The organism is uncultured Parvimonas sp., assembly GCF_963524015.1.
Taxonomy (GTDB): domain Bacteria; phylum Bacillota; class Clostridia; order Tissierellales; family Peptoniphilaceae; genus Parvimonas.
In genome coordinates this window covers 1-26,032 of record NZ_CAURDT010000008.1, presented here as the reverse complement: position 1 = coordinate 26,032, position 26,032 = coordinate 1, and the positions used below count along the sequence as shown (strand labels likewise).

At 27.3% G+C, this 26,032-nt stretch carries 14 protein-coding genes; all 14 read right to left on the bottom strand.

Features of this window, described 5'->3' with window-relative positions; all coding sequences use genetic code 11:
• Window positions 1-1,707: an ABC transporter ATP-binding protein gene (locus RWJ08_RS06805; RefSeq protein WP_313961542.1), complete on the bottom strand. Its 1,707-nt coding sequence runs from the start codon at window positions 1,705-1,707 to the stop codon at window positions 1-3.
• A 7-nt stretch (window positions 1,708-1,714) separates the two neighbouring features.
• Entirely contained in the window at window positions 1,715-2,401 is a 687-nt protein-coding gene (locus RWJ08_RS06800; RefSeq protein ID WP_313961541.1) for an alpha/beta hydrolase, read from the bottom strand.
• A gap of 16 nt (window positions 2,402-2,417) precedes the next feature.
• Window positions 2,418-8,171 carry an amino acid adenylation domain-containing protein gene (locus RWJ08_RS06795; RefSeq protein WP_313961540.1) on the bottom strand — a complete coding sequence of 1,918 codons (5,754 nt, stop codon included), beginning with the start codon at window positions 8,169-8,171 and terminating at the stop codon, window positions 2,418-2,420.
• 77 nt (window positions 8,172-8,248) lie between these two features.
• Window positions 8,249-9,328 (bottom strand): Gfo/Idh/MocA family oxidoreductase, encoded by a 1,080-nt coding sequence (locus RWJ08_RS06790; protein WP_313961539.1) that lies wholly within the window; start codon window positions 9,326-9,328, stop codon window positions 8,249-8,251.
• Window positions 9,329-9,369: 41 nt separating this feature from the next.
• Window positions 9,370-10,758 (bottom strand): ABC transporter ATP-binding protein, encoded by a 1,389-nt coding sequence (locus RWJ08_RS06785; protein WP_313961538.1) that lies wholly within the window; start codon window positions 10,756-10,758, stop codon window positions 9,370-9,372.
• A complete protein-coding gene (locus RWJ08_RS06780) occupies window positions 10,755-11,435 on the bottom strand; it encodes an energy-coupling factor transporter transmembrane component T (RefSeq protein WP_313961537.1) in 681 nt (226 codons plus the stop codon). Before RWJ08_RS06780 ends, RWJ08_RS06785 begins: the two co-directional genes overlap by 4 nt.
• Window positions 11,435-12,028, bottom strand: a complete 594-nt coding sequence (locus RWJ08_RS06775) for an MptD family putative ECF transporter S component (protein ID WP_313961536.1) — start codon at window positions 12,026-12,028, stop codon at window positions 11,435-11,437. The genes RWJ08_RS06780 and RWJ08_RS06775 overlap by 1 nt, the downstream gene beginning before the upstream one ends.
• Window positions 12,021-13,136 carry a saccharopine dehydrogenase NADP-binding domain-containing protein gene (locus tag RWJ08_RS06770; protein WP_313961535.1) on the bottom strand — a complete coding sequence of 372 codons (1,116 nt, stop codon included), beginning with the start codon at window positions 13,134-13,136 and terminating at the stop codon, window positions 12,021-12,023. Before RWJ08_RS06770 ends, RWJ08_RS06775 begins: the two co-directional genes overlap by 8 nt.
• Window positions 13,136-20,845, bottom strand: a complete 7,710-nt coding sequence (locus RWJ08_RS06765) for a non-ribosomal peptide synthetase (protein WP_313961534.1) — start codon at window positions 20,843-20,845, stop codon at window positions 13,136-13,138. Before RWJ08_RS06765 ends, RWJ08_RS06770 begins: the two co-directional genes overlap by 1 nt.
• Window positions 20,835-22,319: an AMP-binding protein gene (locus tag RWJ08_RS06760; RefSeq protein ID WP_313961533.1), complete on the bottom strand. Its 1,485-nt coding sequence runs from the start codon at window positions 22,317-22,319 to the stop codon at window positions 20,835-20,837. Before RWJ08_RS06760 ends, RWJ08_RS06765 begins: the two co-directional genes overlap by 11 nt.
• Entirely contained in the window at window positions 22,279-23,019 is a 741-nt protein-coding gene (locus RWJ08_RS06755; RefSeq protein ID WP_313961532.1) for a 4'-phosphopantetheinyl transferase superfamily protein, read from the bottom strand. The genes RWJ08_RS06760 and RWJ08_RS06755 overlap by 41 nt, the downstream gene beginning before the upstream one ends.
• Window positions 23,003-23,737 (bottom strand): thioesterase domain-containing protein, encoded by a 735-nt coding sequence (locus RWJ08_RS06750; protein ID WP_313961531.1) that lies wholly within the window; start codon window positions 23,735-23,737, stop codon window positions 23,003-23,005. Before RWJ08_RS06750 ends, RWJ08_RS06755 begins: the two co-directional genes overlap by 17 nt.
• Window positions 23,737-24,795, bottom strand: a complete 1,059-nt coding sequence (locus tag RWJ08_RS06745; protein WP_313961530.1) for a class I SAM-dependent methyltransferase — start codon at window positions 24,793-24,795, stop codon at window positions 23,737-23,739. The genes RWJ08_RS06750 and RWJ08_RS06745 overlap by 1 nt, the downstream gene beginning before the upstream one ends.
• 368 nt (window positions 24,796-25,163) lie before the next feature.
• Window positions 25,164-25,775, bottom strand: coding sequence for a TetR/AcrR family transcriptional regulator (locus RWJ08_RS06740; protein WP_313961529.1), 612 nt, complete (start codon window positions 25,773-25,775; stop codon window positions 25,164-25,166).
• Window positions 25,776-26,032: the final 257 nt, after the last annotated feature.

The following is a 26,032-nucleotide window of genomic DNA, read 5'->3' as shown; positions in this document are numbered from 1 at the left end:
TTAGATCACCTCAATTTCTTTAGATTCTGTATATATATCCCACATTTCTTTGTATTTGCCATTCAATTCAAGCAATTCTTTATGAGAACCTTGTTCTATAATACTTCCGTTATCTACAACGATGATTTTATTCGCATTAACGATTGTAGATAATCTGTGAGCTATCATAATTACAGTCTTGTTTTCAATAAGATTATTGATAGATTCCTGAATAACCGATTCATTATCAGGATCAGAATATGCCGTTGCTTCATCAAGTAATACAATCGGGCTATTTTTTAAGAAGCTTCTTGCAATAGCGATACGCTGTTTTTCTCCACCGGAAAGATTTGCACCACTTTCTCCAACAATGGTTTCATATCCATTCGGAAGGCTCATGATGAAATCATGGCAGCTTGCTTTTTCACACGCCTTCTGAATCTCACTCATACTTGCATCTTCCTTAGCTATCTTCAAATTTTCCAAAATCGTTTTATTAAAAAGAAAATTCTCTTGAGATACATAGGTTACAAGTTCCATATTTTGTTTTAACGGCATATCATTCAAATTATTTTTTCCAATTAAAATTTCTCCGCTATTTACATTCCAAAATCCTGCAAGCAGCTTTGCGATGGTGGATTTACCACCACCCGAATTTCCGACTATTGCAGTCAATTCATTCTCATTAGCGTTAAATGAAATTCCGTTCAATACATTTTTTGACTTATTATAGGCAAACGTTACATTTCTAAATTCCACATCATAAGAGCCTATGTTTTTTGTTGTTTTCCCTCTTTTTAAATCTGGAATATCCATCACCTTATTTATCTCTTCCAATATGATTTTTATATTTGTTATTGTTTCCAAGTGACTCATAGCTTTTATCAAGGGTTTATATGAGGCATAGGACAGCAATATACACATAACGAGAGCTCCTATTTCAATGCTTCCATTCATAAAGAAATATAGGGATGCTGGCAAAACGAAGATCATGGTTGCTGGTATAGTTTCCATCGTTGCGGTCATTGAAAAACAAACACTCAAATACCAATCAAGCATTGCTTTTTTATTTTCATTAACAGTTTCTTTGAACTTTCCAAAGGACGAAGCTGACTTATTGAAAGCCTTGATTACCTTAATACCATTCACATATTCAACCATTGTAGTATTCATAGCTTTAGATGCTTCTTGATACCTTTTAGACTTTGCTTCATACCCTCGCATCATCAATGCAGAAAAAAGCAATCCTAATGGAATAGTAAGCAGATTGGCTATTCCTATTCTCCAGTCAAGAACAAAAATTATAACAATCAATACGATAGGTATAATAATATTAGCAATTACTTCTGGAATAACATGAGCGATAGGTTTTTCCATTTTATCAAGAGTTTCTACCATGAACTGTGACCATTGACCGCTACTTTTTTTTTCAACATCTCCCATAGAGATTCTGCTTAATTTTTCAGCTAGTAGTTTTCTTTTATCCTCAATAATTCTGTATGCAATATTATGTGATATGATTGTAGATATTTCATGAAATAATATATTTCCTAATAATCCCATCAATACGATTAAAAGATATGGTAAATAATTACCAATATCAGTATTATTATTAACAATATTATTAATAATAGTAGCTACAGAAAAATATGGAAGTGTGCCAAGTGCAACACCTAATATAGCTACAAAAATCGATAAAAATATATTGTATATATTTTTTTTAAACATAGAAATATCACTCCTTTCCTAATAAATTATTCATAAATAACAAGATCTCTTTTGCTATCTCTCGCCATTCACAATCAAGCATCATATCATGGCACATATCGTTATAAATAATTGTTTTAGCATTAAAAAATTGCCCTGCTTTTATGACTGATGTAATTGGAATGCACTTGTCTTTATATGAACCCAAAACCAAACATGGGATACTAATAGAATCATTCTGTTTAAAAACCTGCTTTGCCACCTGAATTCTTACTTTAAAAGGTAACTCTATAAATTTATCTAAATATTTTTCTGCATCATCAACCCTGCCAGAAAAAAACATTTCCGATTTACTTTTCCCTATACACTTATACTGAGCTTTTAACATTTCAACAAAAGTATTTATAGGTGATGTTGGAGCAATAAATATAACCCCTAATACTTTATTAGAATTTTTAAGCAAAAATCTATTAACTACGGCCGCTCCTAATGAATGTACTATTATAACAGGCTTTGTTTTCATTTTGTTAATTGTTTTTTCTAAAGAAATTACATAATCAGACATTGAAATTTTATATTTATTTTCATCTTCCATTTCTGGATAATTATTGATGTTGCATTTATATCCATTCTTTATGAAGAAATTTATAAAGTTTTCCCAACACCAATTATCATGATAAGCCCCATTCACAAAAACAATTTCTTTATTACTCATTGTTATGTCTCCTTATTCATTCTTTCAAGTAGGATATAATCTTTTCAATATTATTTTTATCGTTAATAATCGTAAAATGATCAGAGTCAATATCTATATACTCTATATCACCTATTATAGAATCATTAAGTAGTTTTATTCCTTGATGATTTATTCCGCCACTTTTTTCTTTATTGTATGACTTAAAATATACGATATTCCCAATATAATTTTGTATATTGTAATTTAATGCACGATAACCATAACAAAATTCATGAAACATTTCCTTTATTAAATCTATATTATCTGTTCCAAAAAGCTTCTCAGAATAAACCTTAAATCTTTCATTAATATTAACTCGATTTATTTTTTTCATGGTAGAAATAACATCTTCAAATTCCTCTATGATACTATCATCTTCATAAATCGAATTATCTTCTTTTAAATTTTTATCTACGCAATTTGAAATAAAATTTTCAAGTATATTGTATGGTATATTTTTTATATTAATACTACTTAAGTCAACTCCTATAGCATGTTGAAATATCATTTCTGTCAATACTTGGTTTTCGAAATTCCAATGAATTGGATATGCTTCTATTAAATACATTTTCGAAATATTTTTTCCATATAACTGTAAAGTAGCACCCACCTCATAAGCTATCATCCCACCGAAACTATGTCCAATTAAAATTATTTTTTCATATGGCAACTTCATTATCATATTAGAATATCTTTCGGATAAGATTCTTATAAAATTATTTTCATTAATATTTTTATATATCTTAGAATCTTTAATTTTAAAGACAGCTATAGCGTCCTTTATGTGTGTTTTTAAATACTCAGTAAACATTTTATATTCATCAATACACCCCATGCTAGAATGGAAGAAAATATACACTGTATTACTATCCAAATTCTCATTAATAAACTTTAAATCTATACAACTGTCTATTTCAAATACATTCGTAAAATCATCGTTCTTTTCAAATTTAGATAATACGGTACTTATAAATGGCTTATTTAGAATATTTCTTAACATTTCATCAAAATACACATCTTCTTTTAAAATATTACAACTTCTAGCAACTCCTTGTGCTATTATTAAGGAATCTGCTCCATACTCATAAATATTCTTGTTTATGTCAATTTCGTCAACATTTAGCAAAGTTTTCCATTCAGAAATTATTTCTTCTTCGACTGAAGTTTTTTCATCTAATGCTAACTTACTGTTAAAATAACTTACAATAGTTGAAAATGAAGGATTCTGAATTAATTTATTTAATAACTCTTCAAACTTTAACTTATTATTGTTATAATATCTATTGTGTATTTCAATTGTTTTAGAAATGCCTTGTGCTAATATAAGTGAATCTGCTCCATAGCTATACATATTTTTATTGTAATCAATTTCATTAACACATAACAAATCGCACCATATTTTTTCTATTTCTTCAACTATTGGTGTATACGATATTACTTTATTTTTAATAAAATTGCTTATATCAGATATCCTTGGATATTCTAAAACAAATCGTAAAACCTCATCAAATCCACTTTTTTTATTAGAATTTAATTTATCAATATAATCACATATTTTGACAACTCCTTGAGCTATCAAGAGTGAATCTGCTCCAAAATCATATAAATTATCATTTATACCTATCACATCTGTATTAAGAACATCCTTCCAGATTAGAATAATATCATCTGAAATTATATTTAATTTGCTATTTTCATTACACTCCAATTTCATACTGCTAATTTGTTTTTTGGGATATTTCAAAAGACTTTTTCTATCTATTTTGCCATTGGAAGTTAGTTCAAAATTATCAACAATTTCTATATAATTAGGAATCATGTATTCCGGCAATATTTTTTTTATTTTTTCTTTAATACTCTCCAAATCTACATACTGCTTATTTCTTTTTGCAATACATGCAAATAATGCTGTTCCTATTGCTTCCATTATTTTTTTATCTGGATACTTATAAATATTTGAAACACAATATGGTTCAAATATTTTTTCCCAATCATCTACATCAAAAAAATTTTTTTCTATTCTTATTCCATCTTTAGGCTCTGTCATCATAAATAATTGTGAAACTAATATCCACGATAAGTCTTTAGTAGGATCCATCCATAAAAACAATCCTTCTGGTTTTATGATATTCATAACACTTTTTAAACTTTTATTAATATCTTTACAATTTTCAAAAACACCAGAAGCTATTATAATATCAATACTATTGGACAAAAAATATTCATCTATGTTATTATCATTCAAATCATATTCTAAGTATACAAAATTATGATCTCTATACTTTCTTTTCGCTTCATTGATAAACATCTTAGATTTATCTGTAAAATAATACTCATAGGAGTACATATCAATTTCTTTTAAGATTTTATCAGTACTTCCACCAGTTCCCGCTCCTATTTCTAAAATCTTAACACTTGTATCTCTTTTGTTTGCAATGTATTGATTTACTATTTTTGATGCAACAAAATTCAAATCATCAAATAAAATATTTTTATTATAAAACTCCTTTAATAACTCTATGTTGTTATTAGGCATAAGAATTTTATGAGGTTCAATATTTCCATAACATACATCAAATAAATTATTAATAGAATCTTTTATATAATTGATAAATACTTTTGTATTTGGAAAGATACCATATATACTGTCTAATATTTTTATTGACTCTGATATTTCTAGTTCATCAAAGCCCTCGCCATTTTTTTCAATATATATTTTCCACCTATTTATAATCCATTCATATTCTTTTTTTAATTTAGAAGTATCTAGATTCCTTAGTACATGTTTAATTGCACCAACACAAGCAATATCAATATTTTTAAAATAACTTTCAAAAACATCTACATCTACATTTTCAAAATAATTTGCATATTCTCCAAAATCAATAATTTTATTTTCATTATTTTTGTACTTAGTATTAATTAGTGCAACTATAGATTTTTCATTATTTACTCCTACAATACTGCTTTCTACCTCATCTATCTTATTAATTGCATTTTCAATCTCATTTAATTCTATCCTATATCCATTTATTTTTACTTGAGTATCTTCTCTACCCATAAATTCTATGATACCGTCTGGATGATACATAGCCTTGTCCCCAGTTCTATACATTACATGTCCATCTTCTGGATCCGTAATAAAAGACTTTGACGTAATTTCATAATCATTAACATATCCTTTTGCCAATCCAGTACCTTTTATATATAAATCTCCCTTAACCCAAATTGGTACAGAATTTAAATTTTCATTTAAAATTTTAAATTTTTGATTTGATAGTGGTTTTCCATAAGGAATACTATCATATTCTTTATCAATTTTTTCTACTTTGTATATGTTTGACCATATAGATGCTTCAGTAGCTCCTCCTAAAGAATATAATGAAGCATCACACAAAAAATATTGTATTTTGCAAGGTAACTTTAGTGGTATCCAATCTCCACTAAGCAGAATCTTCCTTATTGTATATATTTTATAATTTTTATCTTCTAAAATATTTGTCATTAACTCCATTAAAGCTGGAACTGAATTCCATATAGTTACCTTATGTTTCTTTATTAGATATATCCAATCATTGGGATTGGTTAAACTATTTTGTCTTGGCAAAATCAATTTTGCACCAACTGATAATGCCCCAAAAATATCATACACCGACAAATCAAAACATAATCTTGAAACTCCAAGAAAAACATCTTCTTTGTTACAATCAATTCTTTCATTTACATCTTTTATAGTATTCCATGCCGCTTTATGACTTATTTCAACACCCTTAGGCTCACCAGTTGTACCTGAAGTAAATATAATATATGCCGTATCATCAACTGACACTCTAACTGGTTCAAAGTCAAGGTCTTCATAGTCAATAAGATTTTTTAATAAAAGTATAGGAATATCAATATCTAATTGTAATTCACTAATTATCATAGCGAAGTTTGCTCTCTTATTAATATTGTTAATTCTTTCTATAGGCATATTAACATCTAAAGGAACATATGTGCATCCTGCCATTAAGATACCATATACAGATATTATTTGCTCGATACCTTTTGGAAAATATATCCCTACTCTATCTCCAGGTTTTAACCCTCTTTCAATTAAATTTTTTGACAATTTAACACTTTCTTGAATTAACTCCCTATAATTCATAACCCTCTCACCATGAAACAAAATATTGCGATTAGGTTCTATTTTATACATTTCTAAAGAGTCATCATATAATAATTTAGGTTCTATTTTTTTGAATGTTTTATTGCTTTCTTCAAATACATCTGCTTGCCATTTAGGTAACTCCACAATACTAGTATTTACATGATTTATATTGGTATATCCAATTTTTTTTAATAGTATTTCCAATGTATTAAACATATCAACTATTACATCATTCCTTATTATATCTTTTCTATAATCCCAATTAAGTTTTAATTTTCCATTAATATCCATAGCTTGACAATCAATAAATACCTGTGGTGTCTGACTTAATCCGTATTCAAAATTCCCTTTAATTTCTCTTATTTTATTATCATCATATGTACCAATTGCACTTGTAAATACAATAGGCATCAATGACTTTTCATATCCATTTTTTTTGGCTATTTCTCGTATTACTTCGATCCCATTAAACATATTATGTTCTAAATCCAAAATTAATTGTTTTTGCATTTTTCGTGCATTTTCTAAAAAAGATGTTTTCTCATCTATCTTAACTTCAAGTAATGTGGTTTTAGTAAAATCTCCAACTAAAAAATGTTTTCTATATTTTTCATCTCTGCTTAATGTAGTTAAATTCAAACAGAAATGATTGTTTGTAGCCCACTTTGCAATTACAAGAGAATAGCATGTTAATACAATTGTCGTTGGTGTTAAGCGGTGTTCCTTTGCCACAACTTTAATTCTCTCCCATTGTTCTTCATTTAATTCCATTGACATTCTAGAAAATTCATTCTTTATATTTGTGTCAACATTCCTATTCATAGGTAACGATGGTGCCTCTGGTAAACTACCTATCCTATCCTCCCAATATGATTTATGAGCACCATATTTAGCAGATTCTTTTTTAATTTTTTCTTCTTTAACATACTCCCTAAATGTATATATAGGTTTTTCTGCATCAAATTGTTTTTCAAAATATGCCTTTTCGAATTCAGAAATCAAAAAAATTATACTAATCCAATCCGCGATTAAAAAATCAATAGATAAATGTAATATTGTCTTATTTATTCCATTAGACAGTTTAACTTCAAATAAAGGAGCCTTATTTTGGGAAAAAATATTATTTTCCATATTTGCTCTAATATTATTTATTCCACTGTCAAATTTTTCATCTGTAAATTCATTAATCTCAACATTAAAACTTTCAATACTCGAAATTATTTTTTGTTTTTTATCCGGAGTGAAACAAACTCTAAGCATATCATGCTTTTCAATCATTTTCGACCATATATCATTTACTAATCTTGCGTCTAGTCGTGGGTATGATATTTCCAAGTATAAATGACAAGCAACATCACCATATTTGTAGATATTTTCTCTTCCTATCAAGTAAGCTGATTGAACATCAGTTAAATCAAATTCATCATGGTATAAATCTTCACATATCAAATTCATTATTTCTTTTTTATGCTCTTTTAGATATTTTATATCATCAATCCCAAGAGCACCTTTCGGAGCCATATATTTTATTGACTTATCTTCTATTCTTAATTTAACTCCTCTATGAGTTAAGCTTTCTAAAAAATTGTTAATATCCATTCTAACCCTCCTTATATCACAAATATTATGAAATCATTCGATTTTGAAAGCGTCTTTACATATTAAATCATAGAAAATTAATGCATGTTCTCAATTTCTAAACGCTTATAGATTTTATTTTTTTTAATCTCTGGATATCCTAAAACCTCCATAATCATCTTCCACAATTTTGATATTTTAATCTCATTATTTATATAAGAATTGTACGAAGATACATTTCTTTCTCTCACACAGTTCAAGAAAAATTTTAAATCTTCTGCAATAGATTCTACCCATATATTTTCGAAGACAAATTCAAAACTATTTTCCTCTATATTTTCTGATAACATAACAGTAGTTTTGTCATATAAATTATTTGTCTTCAAGATTCCTAATTTATTATTTTCATTGTAGTTTCTATCCTCTTCTATATACATAGCAGGTAACCAATTCGTCCTTCCAAAAGCTTCTTGTAAAATTAGTGTTCCAGAATTAAAGCTGGTATTTATTTGAAAAAAAATAGGTAAATGCCCATCAATGTTACTCAAATCTATCCTATTATCTGCTAGCATTATAATTGGAATTTTTTTAGCTTCACATTTAAATAATGAAATTCCTTGCCCTATATTAACTTTAACTGCATTATAAGTTATATCTGATGACAACAAATTACTAAGTATGGATGCAACTGGATACGAAACTTGAGTCGCTAATTTAATTTCAACATATAACGGATTTTCATTAGCTGTTATTTTTTCAAAATTTTTTATATATTCTTTAACTGATGGTAAATTATTATATAGATTTCCTACAAAAAACATTGTGTCATTTTTTAGTGCCACTTTAGTACACTCAATTATATCTTTATAGTGTATAGGCTGTTCTATAACAACAGGTATGCCTGACTCCAGAATCCTTAAAGCGATTTTCGTTCCTTCTCCACCCATTATACTAGATTTAATTGATATACATGCTAAGTCAATGTTATCTAGATTAACTTGATCTATCTCTGTATATACTTCTATACCTAATTTTTCTGCATATATTTTTGATGAATCACTTCCCCTGCAAAGAATTGCTTTAACGTTAATATTATTATATTTCAAAGCTTCTACATAAAATTTACCAAATCGAACTCCGCAAACTAAGGCATTAGTATTTTTAAATTCTTTTGTCATGTAATTCACCTCACATATCCTATTTTTGTGTTAATCATACACTAAGGTAAATCTAAATTTATCTTTTTTGTGCAACAATGTAATAGAAATTCATCATCTTGAGTAATAATAAAAATTATTTTATTATCAGATATTTTTTTAATTAAATTAGATATTTCAATCATATTTGCATAATCCAATCCACTAGTAGGTTCATCAAAAATCATTATATCCTTATTTGAAAATATACCCGTAGCTACAGCCAATCGTTGCATTTGCCCTCCAGATAGACACAACGGATGTTTATTCTTATACTCAGATAAATTTACCTCCTCCAAAACATCAGTAATAGTATTTGTACTAATTTTTTTATCTATAATATTAAATTCTTCTATAACACTGTTGGCGAATAATTGATGAACCACATCCTGCATAACCATATAACAAATCTCTAAACGCTTCTTATAAGTTACTTTTTTACCTTTATATAAAATTCCTCCACCACTTTCTTTTAAAAGTCCACAAATACATTTACCAAGAGTTGATTTACCCACGCCGTTGGACCCAGTAATTCCTATAATATCACCTTTATTTGCAGATAAATTTATTCCTTTTAATATGAAATTATCCCTTTTACAATATGATAAATCCTTTATTAACAATTCATCTTTCTGACAATATTCAAAATCTGTAACTAAATCATTACTTAGTGTTGCTTCAAATGATCTCAAACCCATTTCTTTTCTTTGTTTATCATCTATATTTCTGAACTCATCTCCAAGATAGATTTTATTTATTTTACCATCTTCAAGATATACAGCCTTATCAATCAAATCCATAATATAATAAAGTCTATGTTCTGCAATAATAACTGTTTTTCCTTGTGATTTTATGTGTTGTAAAATATTTCGAATTTTAGTAATTCCTATCTTATCTATATTAGCTGATGGCTCATCAAACACATAAATATCCGGATTTGTAGCATAAACTGATGCAATTGCTAATACCTGTTTTTCTCCGCCAGACAACTCAAAAACTTTTCTATTTAATAAATCTTTTATACTCAGTTCTTCTATAACTCCATTAACTCTTCTACTTGCAGTTGATAGTTCTTCCCCTTTATTTTCTAGTCCAAAGTACAATTCACCGTCTGTATCTAAATTAAAAAATTGTGTTTTAGGATTTTGAAAAACTGAACCTACAGTTTCTGCCAGTTCATACATTTCAATCTGTTTTGTCTCCCTGCCTTTTATTTTTACTTTTCCAGAAAAATCGCCTTCTACGAAGTTAGGTATTAATCCATTTAATAGTTTAGCAACAGTTGATTTACCACAACCGCTTTTACCACACAGTAGAATTAAGTTTCCTTTAGAAACATTAAATGTAATATTTGAAATTTGTTTTTCTACTTCATTTTTATATATAAACGACACATTATTTACTTCTATCAAATAACACTCCCCCAAAATAAATTAAATACTGAATATATAGCTATACCAAAAGAAATTAATGCTAACATCTTATCAAAAACATTATTTACAGTCACCACATAACATATTCTATTTGGATTTTCTATACCTCTTGCTATAATTGCTTGACTTAATTCATCTGCTGTGTTTGAAGCTGAAATCATAAGAGGTATATATGCAAATTTAAATCTAGATAATCCTTTTATATTCCTAATTTTCATAGCGTCAGAAATTGAATGCCACTCCTCTATCAATGTAGGGAAATACCTTATACTGATAGATAGAGGAATTATAAACGTCATAGGAATATGTAATTTTTTCAAAGAAAATATTAATTCTCTTATAGTTGTAGTTCTTATAAGAGTTTTCCCCACTAAAAAACATGGCAAAAGTTTAATAAATGTAACTATCAATATATTAAAATTAGTTGCTACCATGTTAGGAAGTGCTGGTAGTACTATATACTTAACAATATTAAGAACTAAATATGAAATAAGTCCTTCAATTGCCACTTTATAAACACCAATTAACACTGCTATAAAACAAATAAGACTTAATATCACTATTTCTTTTCTAACATCATTGCAAGAAAATACAAATAAACTTATTGCTATGAGAAAAAAAATCTTTGTAGTTGCATTAATATAAATTTTACTCATTATAGAATACCTGCTTTTTCAAAACTCTTTTTAAACATTTTACTCCCTATAATTCCACCAATCATCCCCCCAAAGTAAGCTATAATAATCATTATAATTAAAGAGGGGGCTGATATCATTTGTTGCATTTTTTCAACATAATCCACACTCATTCCCATTTCTATAATAGATTTCATGTAACGCTCTTGAAACAACCACATAGGTAACGGAGAACCTATAAACCCTATAGATACTATCCCTGAAGAAATTAGTGCACTTTTATTATTTTTATAGCCTATAATTTTTCTTGTTATTTCTGCTGTTATTCCTACAATAGCAAAAGTAACTACAATTACCCATGTGCATTCTCCAGTAACAAAGTATAAAATTCCAGTTATAACTGAAAGCAAAAAGGCTGTTCCTTTTTTTGGTACTTTTACCACTAAAAAAATATAGGCAAAACTACACACTAATCCTGCTATAGCTGGCCACAATAACCATAACATTGGAGAGAACATTGCTAAAATCATTGTAACTATTGAAATAACCATATAAATTGTTGAAAATATTCCTATACTAACTAGATCTTTAATTCCTAATCTCTCTTTATTCATTTTTATATATCTCCTTATTATTTTTATTCATTTGTAAATATGCCCCTTGTTGGATAAGCATATTTACAACTTTTTCACAATTAACAACCTCAAAAGAATAAAAGACTCCATAGTCATTAATCCTATTTTTTAATAATGAATCAATAACACAGTATGCCACTGTAGCAGAAACGACCTCATTCTCACCAGAAAAAATGAAATCTATATAATCTTTCGTATCATTTGAATTTGAGACAAAAATTTTAATCATCAAAGTTTTACCATAATATTGCGTCATTTCTCTATATGCATTTAGCAACATATCAGCACTCATATCTTCATTAATCTCTCTGCCTAAAATAGTTTTTATTCTTATATCCATCAAAACATTAAAAATATTTTTATTAGGAAACGCTGTATAAAATTCAAATGTATCTAAATTTTTTTCTTTATTGGACATTTCAATCATTTCGAAACTAATAGAAGGATAAGTTTCTTTAAACATTTTTTCGTGTTTTAATTTATCAATATAATCCAATTGAATATTTTCAAGTTTTTTTGTAATTCCGTGAGAATACATACGCATGCCCAATCCTTGATTTTCTTTAATCCCATGTATAAAATCTTTAGCTGCCATTTTAGATATTTCTCCACAACAACAAAAAAATTCTCTAATAGCAATATTTTCTTTATATTTTTGTGCAATAAACTTAGGAAAAATTTCTGTAAATCCTGGATGCAATCCAGATGATAAAACTATTCTGATTTTATTTTTAGTTATTACATCTTTATTATTTATTGCATATTCTCTCAAATCCATATCACCTGAAAGATCAATAAAATCAACCTTTTTTTCAATACAAATCTTAGCAATAATCACAGATAACTCACTAGCAGGACTTGAGCAATTTACAACTAAATCACACTTGCTTACAAATGAATGCAACTGTTTTTCATTATACACATTAACTTTAACAATCTCCAATTTATCTGAATTTGAATATTTTGATTTTATCTTTTCAATATTCCTACTCCCAGCAATAATCTTTATATTTTGTAAATCCATGGAAATTTCTAATAGTATTCTCCCTATTTGTCCAGTTGCTCCGATTATTCCAATATTTTTCATCATATTTCACCTTCTTCAATCTCAGAAAAATCATTCTTGTCAATTATTTTGGCTCTCTTGGCTAAATCTCGTAATGAATCCGCTTCAAAAATATCCGATATATTAATTTCAATATTGTAATCACTTTTTAGCATACTTACACATTTTATTGCTAATATTGAATCCCCACCAGCTACAAAAAAATCATCCTCTATACTAATGGCACTATCATTCAATATTTGAGACCAAACATTATATATTTGTGTTTCAATATCATTTGTAGGTCTAATAATTTCTTTCTTTTTATTTAAAAGTTTTTTCTGATTTATATCCAAAAGTTTTTTTCTATCAACTTTACCATTTCTTGATAGAGGTAAGTTGTCAACTAAATTATACAAATATGGAACCATATATTTAGGCAATTTTTCTTGTAACTGTTCTCTTATATATGGCTCATTCAACTCATATGCAACATCATTATTAATTGCAATTATAATGTACTCTCCGAAATCATTGTCTTGAGTTTCACTATATCCGTATAAAATATCAAATCCAACTTTTTTTAATTCTTTTTTCATTTCATCAAATGATATGATTGGATTAAATCTACTTTTATAATTACCACTATTATTTTGACTGTAATTTATAATATTTAATATTGGGACAGATATTATACTATTAGTAACTGGTTCCGTTAATATAAGTAACCCTTTCGTTTTCAATGATTTTTTTATATTTCCTAATGTAAATTTAATATCATTACACCTATGCAAAGCTTTATTTGCAACAAATAAATCTACACTTGCTATCTCAATTCCTTGCGTATCTAAAGAATCATCATAGTTAACTATCCTGCCTTCCACATTGCATAGTTTTTCTATATTTTTAGATAAAACATAATTAGATTCATCTGTATAAATCATAGAATGAAATTTTTTATCTAAATAATCATTTACATTTTCTGATACACTCTTTACTCTAGTCCCAATTTCATATATATGACAAATTTCATTCATAAATCTGCAGTTACTGATGATTCTATCTAGTATTTTATAAATCTTTGTTTTTCTTAAAGAAAGACTTTCAAATTTTTCTGCTAGATCTATTAATTTATGTTCATCAAATACATTGATAAATTCTTCTCTATCATCACCGGTATTTATTAATTTTATATATTGATGTAGATTATTAACATAAATATCGTTTATTAATTCAAAATCATATTTATCCGAATTTAAGTTTTCAAATTCATTGATTTTTCTTTTAATATTGTCGCAATTAATTCTATTTATTTTGTATATAGAGTTTGAATTATTTATTATATTTTCAGACAATAATATTTTAATAAAATTATTAACAATATCGTAACAATACATCGCTCCATCTTTTTGAATTTTATTTTCTAAATATCCACCTTTTTGCACTATCTGAAGCATCGCATAAACTGATTTCATTTTCAAATAAATAATATACTCACTATCTGTAAATTGTTCTTTATCATTTTTAATACAATCTCTACATATAGAGCTAATATCTAATTTTCCCATACAAGATTCATTTATTTTTTTTATTATATTATTATTTGTTTTATCATCTATAGTAATATTAGCTATTAGTTTTTTTCCATGATTTTCATCTTCAAGTAAATTTACAATGCTGTCTTTCACGCCATGTAAAGATTTAATAGAGCTTTCTATATCTCCTAGTTCCACCCTATATCCATTTACTTTTACCTGAGAATCCATCCTTCCCAAAAATTCTATATTACCATCTGGTAAATATTTTCCCATATCTCCTGTACGATATAACCTCTCTCCTAATGCCTTGCAGAAAATAAAATTTTCATTCGTCTTAGCTTCATCATTTAAGTATCCTTCTGCTAATCCTTTGCCTGATATATATAACACTCCCGGTACATTAACAGGTGTACGCCAAAATAATTCATTGAATATATAATATCGTTGATTTTTTAAAGGTTTTCCATATGGAATTGATTTTAATTCTTTTTTAATTGATTCTAAATTTACAACAAAATAATTTGACCATATAGATGCCTCAGTAGCTCCACCCAATGCTACAACATTCACTCTGTTTCCAAAATAATTTAATATATCCACGGCCAACTCAGTATGAAACCAATCTCCACTTAATAAAATTGTCTTCAATTTTATATCATTTGATGCAATTTTATTCCTAACAACATAATCAATCAAAAGCTTCATAAACTGCGGAACAGAATTCCATACTGTAATATTTTCTTTTATAATTAGATCAACCCAATACTGTGGTTCATTTAAATATTTTTCTTTAGGAATAATTATCTTAGAGCCAGAATCTATTGCTCCAAAAATATCATAAACTGACAAATCAAAACTAAGGTTAGATATTGCAAAAAAAGTATCTCTATCAATATTAAATTTATCATTGATATCTTCTATAGTATTAACTACACTTCCATGCGATATAACAACGCCTTTAGGATTGCCAGTAGTTCCAGATGTATAAATTATATATGCAACATCTTTACTATTTACCTCAAAGGCTTCATAATTTATCTTTCCTTCATATAATATACTGCTTTCTACTAATATATTTTTTATATTATGTCCCATGTTCATATATTTCTTTGATATTACCGCTTCACAATTTGCATCATGCATAATATACTTCATTCGTTCATAGGGCAAATCTGGTGAAATAGGTACATAAGATGCTCCTGATAACACAACCGCTATAACTGACACAATTTGCTCCCATCCTTTTTCCATGACTATTGCCACTCTTTTACCTCTGGAAATATTAATTTCACTTAATTTATTAGCTAGAATATAACTTGAATTTTTTAACACATCATAACTAACCCTTATCTCACCATCCACAATTGCTTCTTCTAAATGATACTTTCTAAATGAATTTTTAACCATTTCAGTTAAAGTCGACTTATTAACAACATCATCTGTATCATTTGCAGCTATAATATTTTCATCAATTTCAGCAGGGGGTATATAATCTGTATTTTCCCAAATCTCAATACTGTCAGATAATTCATATATAATATTTATATATACTTCAAACATTTCTTTTACCATATTTTCAGGAAAAATATTTTCTGCATAGTCCCAACATAATAGTAATCCATCTTTATCTCTTAAAATTTGATTATCTATCCATACTTGAGGTGTTTCTGAACAATTAAAAATTCTCCTACCAATCCACAAATTTTCACTTGGAACTTCACTATTTAGCCCTATTCCACTAGTGAATACTATAGGCACATTACTTAATTCATTATCATTATCATTAGACTTTAACCTTAATATATCTATTGCACACATCTTTGAATGCTGTAGGCTATCCAACAATTCCTTTTGAAACATTTTAGCATGACTTATAAAACTAAAATTATCTTTGAGTGATATCGGGACTAGTATAAGTTTGGTAAAATCGCCAACTACTTTCTGAATATCATATTCACTATCTTCTCTATTAAAGGTAGTTAAATTTATTGTAAACTCACACGAATTTGAATACAAAGCTATCACATATGCATATGCAGTCAAGAGTATAACTGATGGCGTTAGCCCATACAAAGCTGCTGTGTTCTTGATTTTATCAAATATTTCAAAATCTAATTTATGTTCAATGTGATTAAAAATAGCTTTACTTTCATTTAGCTTGATTGGTAAACTTGGATTTGGTCCCAAATTTTCTATCTTCTCATTCCAATATTTTTCTTCGTTTTTATATTCATCCAATTCTTTTTGTTCGTTGATTTTAATAACATAATCTTTAAAAGAACAAGAAAGTTTCGGTAATTTTTTATCAATATCGTTATACAGTTGATTCAACTGATTAAGTATAAGATATATACTCCCACCATCAAAAACAATATTATCGAAGCACATATGAATACGATAACTACTATCGTCTAAAATTGACACTTTAACATCAAATAGAGGCCATTCACTCGAATCATTTATATCTTTATAAAAAGATTTTCTAATATTGCATAATTCATTCTCTACTGTTTCATTATCATAACCTCTGAAATCATTAATTTTTATATGATAACAACCTACATCCTTTAATATTTTTTGTTGTTGACCATCAGGTAAAATTATAGCTCTCATCATTTCATGATATCTTATTAGATAATTAAACTTCTCTTCAAAAACCTCTATATTTAAATTTTCTTCTTCAAATTCAAAGTAATAATGAGTAGGAATACTTCCTAAGTTATGAATGTCCTTTCTCCCCAACCAATAAGCCTGTTGAATACTGGTCAACGGAAATAATTCAACTTCATCATCTAACTGTTTATCATTAATTTCAACTATATTCCTTTCAATAACTTCAGGCTGTCCTCTTTTTTCTATAAATTCAGCTAACGTTATAAACTTGCTATTATTAAAAATATCTTCTATGTTAATATCTATATTAAATTTTTTTCTGATTTGAGAAATCATTTTTATTGCAATTAAAGAATCCCCGCCCAATACAAAATAGTCACTTTCTTTGCTTATTTCATTTATTTTAAGTAACTCTTTCCAAATTTTTTCTAAATTTATCTCTATACTATTTTTAATTTCTATCTCTTTTCTTTTAGTTTCATCTTCACTATTTTTAATTTCTATGCCTTCCTCAAATAATTTAATTAATTCCTTTCTATCTATCTTTGAATTACTGCTCATAGGAAAATTGTTAACTAACATATACTCATTAGGTAACATATAAGTTGGTATATAATCACTGATGAACTTATTTAAAACCGTATAGTCTAATATCTTTATAATTTCGCCATATTCCTTTTTTAATTGAATAAATGCAATTAATTTATTAGTATTTTGTATAACTACAGCTTGCCTAACCATGAAATGTTTTAGGATAGCACTTTCGATTTCTTGTAATTCAATTCTATTACCATTAATCTTAACTTGGCAATCCCTTCTACCTAAAAATTCAATAGTTCCATCATTCCAAAATTTACCAAAATCTCCAGTCTTATACCATTTTATGCCATCTTCTTCATAAAACGACTTTTCTGTAAGTTCAACATCCCCAATATATCCAGATGATACACCCATCCCACCTATGTGCAGTTCTCCTGTAACCATTGGCGGACAATCCCTTTTAGACGAATTTTTTATCCTAAAGAATTGATTTCCTAATGGTTTTCCGTAAGGAATTGAAGTCCATTCAGTTGGAATTGGTAAATTTACCAAAAAATAATTAGACCATATTGACGCCTCTGTAGCACCTCCCAATGAAATAAATATTGCATCTTTACACAATTCATAAAATTTTTTTGGTAAATTTAATGGAATCCAGTCTCCGGAAATAAATGCTTTCCTTATAGAACTAATATCTAACTTAAAATCTTCAGATGTATCCATTAGAATTTCTAATAAAGTTGGAACTGAATTCCAAATTGTAATATTATACTTTTTAATAACTTGTCCCCAATACAAAGGATCCTTATCATATCTATCTGGTATTAAAACCAAAGTTCCACCTACGCTCAACAATCCAAATATATCAAAAACTGATAAATCAAAATCGAATGAAGATACTGATAAAACAGAATCGTATTCAGAAATATCAAATCTTTTAATGACATCATTTATAGTATTCACAGCAGAGCAGTGGCTTATTCTAACTCCCTTTGGCATTCCAGTTGTTCCAGAAGTAAATATAATATACGCATCATCACTAGGCAATATTTCAACTTCATTAAAAATATCCGATTTCATGTCTTCAATGTACAGGTATTCAATATTACTGTCAAATTTATGATTTTCATACTCTTTACTTGTTATCTCAAAAGGTATATCACCTCTGTCATAAATCAATTTTTTTCTGTTCTCTGGTTGAGTTCTTTTTACAGGAACATAAGTATTTCCAGACATAACTGTCCCAATAATAGCGACAATTTGTTGAACTCCTCTATCCAAAGATATAGATATATTCTCTCTATAAATATTCTTACTTTGTAAATATCCAGAAACCTTTTTTGACATTTCTAAAACTTCTCTATATGTTGAGACTTTTCCTGTTAAACTATCGATTATACATTCTTTATCGCTAAGGAATTTAGCATTTTTTACAAAATTATCAAAAATTAGACTTGTATTTTCAACATTCTCTCCTAAAGAAAAAGCATAATTAAATTTATAATCAAAACACCCGTTCCAATTTGCTTGATCAGTTAACCAATCCAAGTATTGGACGAATTTATCAAACATTAAATCAACCATTCCATCAGGGAACAGCTCATCTACATAATCCCAAATAAATGTCAATCCATCATCAAATTTATATATCTGAAAATCATTCCAAACCTGAGGTGTCTGGGTTTTCATATATTTTAATTTACCAATATTATTTAAAAATTTTATATCGAAAAAATCAGTCTCATAATAACTAGAAAACACAAATGGAGCAATATGTCCATAATCCCAGCCATTTTTAATTAAATATTTTTGCAATTTTACTCCACTATAAGATCTATGTTTCATAGCTTCATAAAAATTCTTTTTAACCATATTTACCTTATCAATAAAGGAGTATAAATTTGTATAGTCTAAAGGTATTAATACTATATCAGTAAGTTCTGCTACCAATGATTTATTTTCTTCTATATGGTTATTAATAGGTACTGATACCATGAATTTTTCAGAATCATTCCATCTAGAAATTATATCTCCATATATTGATAATAATACCATCGCAAATGTAACTTTATTATTTTGAGAAATTGATTTTATTTTTTCAATTTTTTCTTTTTCAATTCTGTATCTTTTTCTCATTGTCGTATGTCCTTGTATATTTTTAGGATCAGTTTTTAAAGGCATACGAATTTCTGAAAAATTGTTTAAAATTAATTTTTTCCAATAATTTTCGTCACTTTTTTCATAATTTTCGTTTAAATATGCTCTTCGAGTAATGCATTGTTTTAAATCATCAGAACTGCATTCAAAAACTTCCTCACCTAAATAAATTCTAGTTAAGTCTTTAAAAATACACTGAAGTGAATATAAATCTGCAACTAGCATATCAATTTCAAAGTGTAATATTTGAAAGTTTTTATCTATGCTTACAGACAGATTTGCAACTTGACCTTCTTCTATATTCAAAACTCTGTTTTCTAATTTTTTTCTCAATTTTTTTCTACACAAATCAGAATCTGCCTCGCAACTATAATCATATATGTCTATAGATGCTTTAAATGGCTCTTCCATTAAATTTTGCATTCCATCCAATCCAAATTGTGTCCTTAGTGCAGGGTGAATATGTTGTATTTTTGCCCAAGCATATTCTAGTCTTTTTAAATCTAGATTCGCATCAGCTAAAAATTCAAAATATCCATGACAACCAACATTACCTAGTGGCTGATTCCCCTTTCTTCCAATCCAGTATGCATATTGCGTATCAGTCATAGGAAAGTACTCTTCTTTGGATTTAGTAGTATCTTCTACAGAATTGCATCTTTGCTTAGAATTCTCAATCATATATGCCCAATCATGCATAGTGGGATTAGTAATTAAATCATAGAAGGAAATCCCCTTATAGCCTTTTTCATTCAGTTTAGATATAATATTCATCAGTTGTATAGATGTTAAACCATACTCTATTAAGTTGGATTTCTCATTTATATCTTCAGTGTCTAGCATAATTTCATAAACTATACCCGTTAAAACTTCAATAATTTTTTTCTGTTTATTATTTTCCATAATTGATTATTTCCTCCTTTAATTTATTTTTATCCAACTTTCCAACATTCGTATACGGTAGATTTTTTCGTACAACCACTTGTGTTGGATATTTATATTTTGATATTCCAATCCTGTCAAGTTGATTTTGAATCTTTTTTCTGATAATTTTATATTCTAAATCTTGTTCAGTAACTATAACTGCACAAATCCTTTCTCCTGTAAATTCATCTGGCAAACCTAAAATTATGCTTTCTTTAAATCCAGCTATCTTTTTTAAATGATATTCTATTTCCTGTGGAAATACTTTTTCTCCCGCAATATTAATTTGTTCTACCTTTCTTCCCACTATTACTATATTTCCATCATCATTTATAAACGCCATATCCCCTGTTTTAAAATAGTTATTATTAAAAATCCCTCCATTTAACTTTTTATTTAAATAACCTTTAAATAGAAAGTCTCCCCTATATAGTACTTCTCCCACCATATTCTTTTCTAATTCATTTCCTAATTCATCAACAATTTTCCAACTATCTTTAATTGATATATTTTTTCCTTGAGTAAAAAATCTGGTTTTGTCATTATCTTCAATTGATGTAGCAAAAAGAACACCTTCTGTCATCCCGTAAGATTGAATTAATGTACATCCCATTTTCAATTCTATCTTCTTTGCAAGAATCGAATCCACTAGCTCTCCACCAATTACTATTATATCCACTTTATAAGTATATTCTTCCATACAACTTAGTAACATCTTCATTAAAGATGGTGTGATTGAAATAAAATTAATTGAACACTTTTTTATTTTTTCAAATATAGACGGATTTTTTGCATCTCCAAAAATTACTGTGCCCCCCGCATAAAAAACACTAAGAATCCCTGGACTATATAAACCAAATTTATGATTTAACGGTAAAATACTAAGTAATCTTGTATTATTGTTCAATTTATAATGTTCCACGACTATTTTTAAATGTTTTTTTATTTTCTCACTATATATAGGCACAAGTTTTGGTATTCCTGTAGTTCCACCACTCATCATTATGAATTCAATTTTATTATCCTCAGTAAATTTAGTAGAATTAAAATCATTTGTTCCAGCAAATATTATATTACTTCCCTTATCAAGGAAAATATATTTTTCAAATCGAGTAATACTTTCCAAAAAATTTATATCTTCTTCACATATAATTCCTATACTAGAGGTCTCTTTAATAATATTATTTAACTCATAATTACCAATATCATATGGACATAATACTGGTATGGCACCTATATTCAATATAGAGAAAAAATATTCTATAAACATTTGTTCTGTCTTAAGTTTCAAAATGATTATACTGTTTTTCTTAATTTCAATATTATTTAATTTTTGTATTTTTTTACCTATATTGTTGTATAATTCTTCATAGGTTATTTTCGTGCATCCGTCAACAATAGCTATCTTATTTTTATTTTCTTTTAAATGTTTTTTTAATATAAAATCTATCATATCTTTTTCCCTTTATCATAATCGCAAAAATATAATTGTAATTTAGTTCATATATATATACATTGCCTATAAATTTACCACTAATACTATAAACATCATTTGTACCTACTCTAATTTTTTCGACAAAGGTATTTTTCAATAATTTTGAATCTAAACCTAACCCAAAAGCTTTAACCATGGATTCTTTATAAACCCAATACATATATCCTTTTTTTACAACTTCTGAATAACCTAAAAGCTTAAATTCACCTATCTCAAAATCTGATAAAATATATTCATACATACTATCCCAGTTGAATTGGTATTCTATTTTTTCAATATCAATCCCTATTTCATAAATATAAAATCCTACAATGACATAATCATGTGAATGAGATACATTAAAAAAAATATCTGTATTGTAATATAATTTCCCATTACTATTTAAATAGAATTGTATATCATGTGGATGCAAGTTATATAATTCTCCCAGAAATTTTTTAATAATACTTCTACCAATAAGACTTCTTTTTATATCATTTCTTTTGAAATAACTATATATCCTTAGAAGCTCCTCATTATCAAAATAGTTTTCTACATTATCTATTGAAAAATCGTTTATGCATGCTGTATATATCAACACATTTTCTTTATCAATCCCATGAACATCTCTCTTAATTACTTCAGCTACATCTGTAATACTTTTAAGCGTAACTCTCATCCATTACCTCTTGAATAAATCTAATTACATCAGCTTTTCTATTATTTATGAACATATGTCCCCCTTCAATTGCTATATATTTAAAATCTGATTCAGTGAAGTTCTTCCAATTTAAAAAGTCTTCAATCTTGACCTCAGAATCATCTTTTCCTATAATTCCATATATTTTACTTTTCACTTTGTTTTGTTTACATATATATGTTTCGTCTAAAATAAAATCAGATCTCAAAGAAGGTAAAATAAGTTTTTTCAACTCTTCATTATCAATAAACTCTTTAGGTATACTATTATATCTCTCTATTATGCTTTTTATAAAATGCTCATCATCTAACTGATGTATTGGATTTTTCTCTTTAATATTAGGAGCATTTCCACCAGAAACTATCAAGGCTTCAGGAAAAATTCCATATTCATTTTGTAACATCAATGCCAATTCATATTGAATTTTTGTTCCAAGACTATGCCCAAAAAAATAAAATGGACAATCTCTAATATTACTAATCATTTCTTCACAAATTTCTCTAATTAATATGTTCATGTCAGATATTGGTTCTTCGTTTATTCTTCTACCCCTTCCAGGATAATTAATAGGATATACACCTACTTTTTTCAGTTTGCTCTTCCATTCAAAAAATATATTTGAAGCTCCTCCAGCATACGGAAAACAAAAAATCCTCTTTTCATCCATATTACGCATATAATCTATATAATTTCCCATTATCCCTTCCCCTTTCTAACTATAAATAATTTTTGTCCCAATATATCTTCAGATTCAGGAATAATTTTTAAAATTTCAAATTCAGTTTCTTTAAACAGACACTTCCATTCTTCAAAATCAAAAAATGTTCTATTATGCTCTTCTCTAAGATCTTCCGCTTTTTCCATCATAAAAACTTGTGAAATTAACATAACACTAAATTCCATAATTGTTTCAATAACCATGAGTATCCCATTGAATTTCAATATTTTTCTAATTTCGATTAATGTTTTCTTTATATTAGAACAATTATTTAGTACTCCAACAGCTATTACTACATCAAAGTATCCATCAAAATATTCATTTTCATTCATTTTATTAACGTTTATTATTTTGTATTTCATGTTTAAACATTCACTAAACTTTTTTTCACCATAATTAAGAAAAAATCTAGATATGTCTGTATAATAATATTCTTCAATACACTTTTCTTTGCCCTTAAGTATATTGATTACCTGTGAAGTAGTTGCTCCTATACCAGCCCCTAACTCTAAAATATGTATTCTTTTATCAGTAATCATCTTTTCTAATTCAGAAGAAAGAACTTCATTTAAATATTTTGCACTATAAATTTGTTCGTATAAAACTTCTGCATACCTTGTATTTCCCTTAGGAAAAAGAATCCATGTCGGATTATATTTATCGTGCAAAAATAAGTCCAAGTATTTTACATTTTCATAAAAATAATCAATAACTTCATATGGACATATACTACTGTATTGAATATTTTTTAGTTTCTCCCACATATAACCTATATCATCATCCGACATAATTATTTTTCTTTTCATTTTATATATTGACTCGTCTATTTTAATTAAGTAGTCATTATCAAGTAAAATATCTATCCATCTCAAAACTATATTATAAGATTTATACTTACCAAACTTTAAAAAAAGATCTTCTTTATGTACATAATTATTTTCATTTACAAATAAGTTATTTTTTTGTAGCACCCATAACATACTTAAAAAAACAGCTCTATCAATATCTATTGTAAATTTTTCCAATGTTTCATTCATACTGTTCTCCTTTATTATAAAATTTAGGTAATCACTGATTACCTAAATTTTACTCCTATTTTTTTCTTTTGTCAATCACGAAACTTTGAGTATAATACTATTTCTAGATAGTAGTGTGCTTATATCATCTCAATCATCAAAATTAACTATTTTGGGTTTCAATAAGTTAAACTCATCGATATCAACTGTTCAAATAGATAGTAGTATAAAATAATAATAAGCATGAGGACTAAAAAATATTTTTTAGTCCTCATGCTTATTAAAAATAATTTTTAAAACTTGTCAAAGTATAGAATTTATGAAATCAACTCTATCAAAAATTTTATCGCATAACAAAAATCAACCTTGTAATACCTTTTTATAAACTATTATCCTATTATTTTTTTCCATCCAAAATCTACAACTTCCAACATTAATTCAAATGCGACAATTGCCTGTTCATATGAATGTGAATGAGTAATGACTTCAAATAACGGAGTTAATGCTACACTATATAACATATGTAAATATTCTTCATCTTCCCTTTCTATGGACATGCCTTTTAATTTCATCACATCAATAAGTTTTTTTGCCCCACTCACTTCCGCCATAACCATTTCATGCCTAATATTCTCATATTTAGTTCCAACAGAACAATTAAACAATAATTGGAATGTTTCGAAATTTTCATAAATAAACTCTAAAACCTCTCTGTTACTATCACATGAGACAGAAGAAAAATCATCAACATCACTACTCAAAAAAACTTCAATAGCAGAGTTCGTCAGTTTTTCATTCATTTCATAATATGACATCAATGTGTCTTTGACTAAGATATCAAAAATTTCCTCTTTTGTTTTAAAATGTTTATAAATTGCCCCTGATGTTATCCCTACATTACTTGCTATTTTTCTTATTGACGAATTTTCAAAACCTTTGATTGAAAATTCCTTTCTTGCACTTTCTAAAATTTTATCATATGTATTTTTAACATTACTCATATTTACATTACCTCATAAATCTAAAACTATTATTTATTTCATTAATCGTTATATTAATTATTAAATAATTCATGCATTGCTAAATTCATTTATTATTTCCATAATTATAACTTGTTTCTTGTAGAATAGCAAGCACAGTAAGTGCATATGCACTTACGAAAAAATGGACGAAGCATACCATAAAGGTGCTGCCTGTTTTCGTCCATTTTGCTTGTTGGGGAAATCCCCAAACCCCTGTGCAATCAATCTTACTTGTA

What these genes read in the sequence shown, in the direction of transcription:
- RWJ08_RS06775 (WP_313961536.1), bottom strand. Translation starts at nt 12,028, where the DNA reads ATGAATAAAGAGAGATTAGGAATTAAAGATCTAGTTAGTATAGGAATA.
- RWJ08_RS06795 (WP_313961540.1), bottom strand. Translation starts at nt 8,171, where the DNA reads ATGGATATTAACAATTTTTTAGAAAGCTTAACTCATAGAGGAGTTAAA.
- RWJ08_RS06740 (WP_313961529.1), bottom strand. Translation starts at nt 25,775, where the DNA reads ATGAGTAATGTTAAAAATACATATGATAAAATTTTAGAAAGTGCAAGA.
- RWJ08_RS06780 (WP_313961537.1), bottom strand. Translation starts at nt 11,435, where the DNA reads ATGAGTAAAATTTATATTAATGCAACTACAAAGATTTTTTTTCTCATA.
- RWJ08_RS06765 (WP_313961534.1), bottom strand. Translation starts at nt 20,845, where the DNA reads ATGGAAAATAATAAACAGAAAAAAATTATTGAAGTTTTAACGGGTATA.
- RWJ08_RS06750 (WP_313961531.1), bottom strand. Translation starts at nt 23,737, where the DNA reads ATGGGAAATTATATAGATTATATGCGTAATATGGATGAAAAGAGGATT.
- RWJ08_RS06800 (WP_313961541.1), bottom strand. Translation starts at nt 2,401, where the DNA reads ATGAGTAATAAAGAAATTGTTTTTGTGAATGGGGCTTATCATGATAAT.
- RWJ08_RS06790 (WP_313961539.1), bottom strand. Translation starts at nt 9,328, where the DNA reads ATGACAAAAGAATTTAAAAATACTAATGCCTTAGTTTGCGGAGTTCGA.
- RWJ08_RS06805 (WP_313961542.1), bottom strand. Translation starts at nt 1,707, where the DNA reads ATGTTTAAAAAAAATATATACAATATATTTTTATCGATTTTTGTAGCT.
- RWJ08_RS06760 (WP_313961533.1), bottom strand. Translation starts at nt 22,319, where the DNA reads ATGATAGATTTTATATTAAAAAAACATTTAAAAGAAAATAAAAATAAG.
- RWJ08_RS06755 (WP_313961532.1), bottom strand. Translation starts at nt 23,019, where the DNA reads ATGAGAGTTACGCTTAAAAGTATTACAGATGTAGCTGAAGTAATTAAG.
- RWJ08_RS06770 (WP_313961535.1), bottom strand. Translation starts at nt 13,136, where the DNA reads ATGAAAAATATTGGAATAATCGGAGCAACTGGACAAATAGGGAGAATA.
- RWJ08_RS06745 (WP_313961530.1), bottom strand. Translation starts at nt 24,795, where the DNA reads ATGAATGAAACATTGGAAAAATTTACAATAGATATTGATAGAGCTGTT.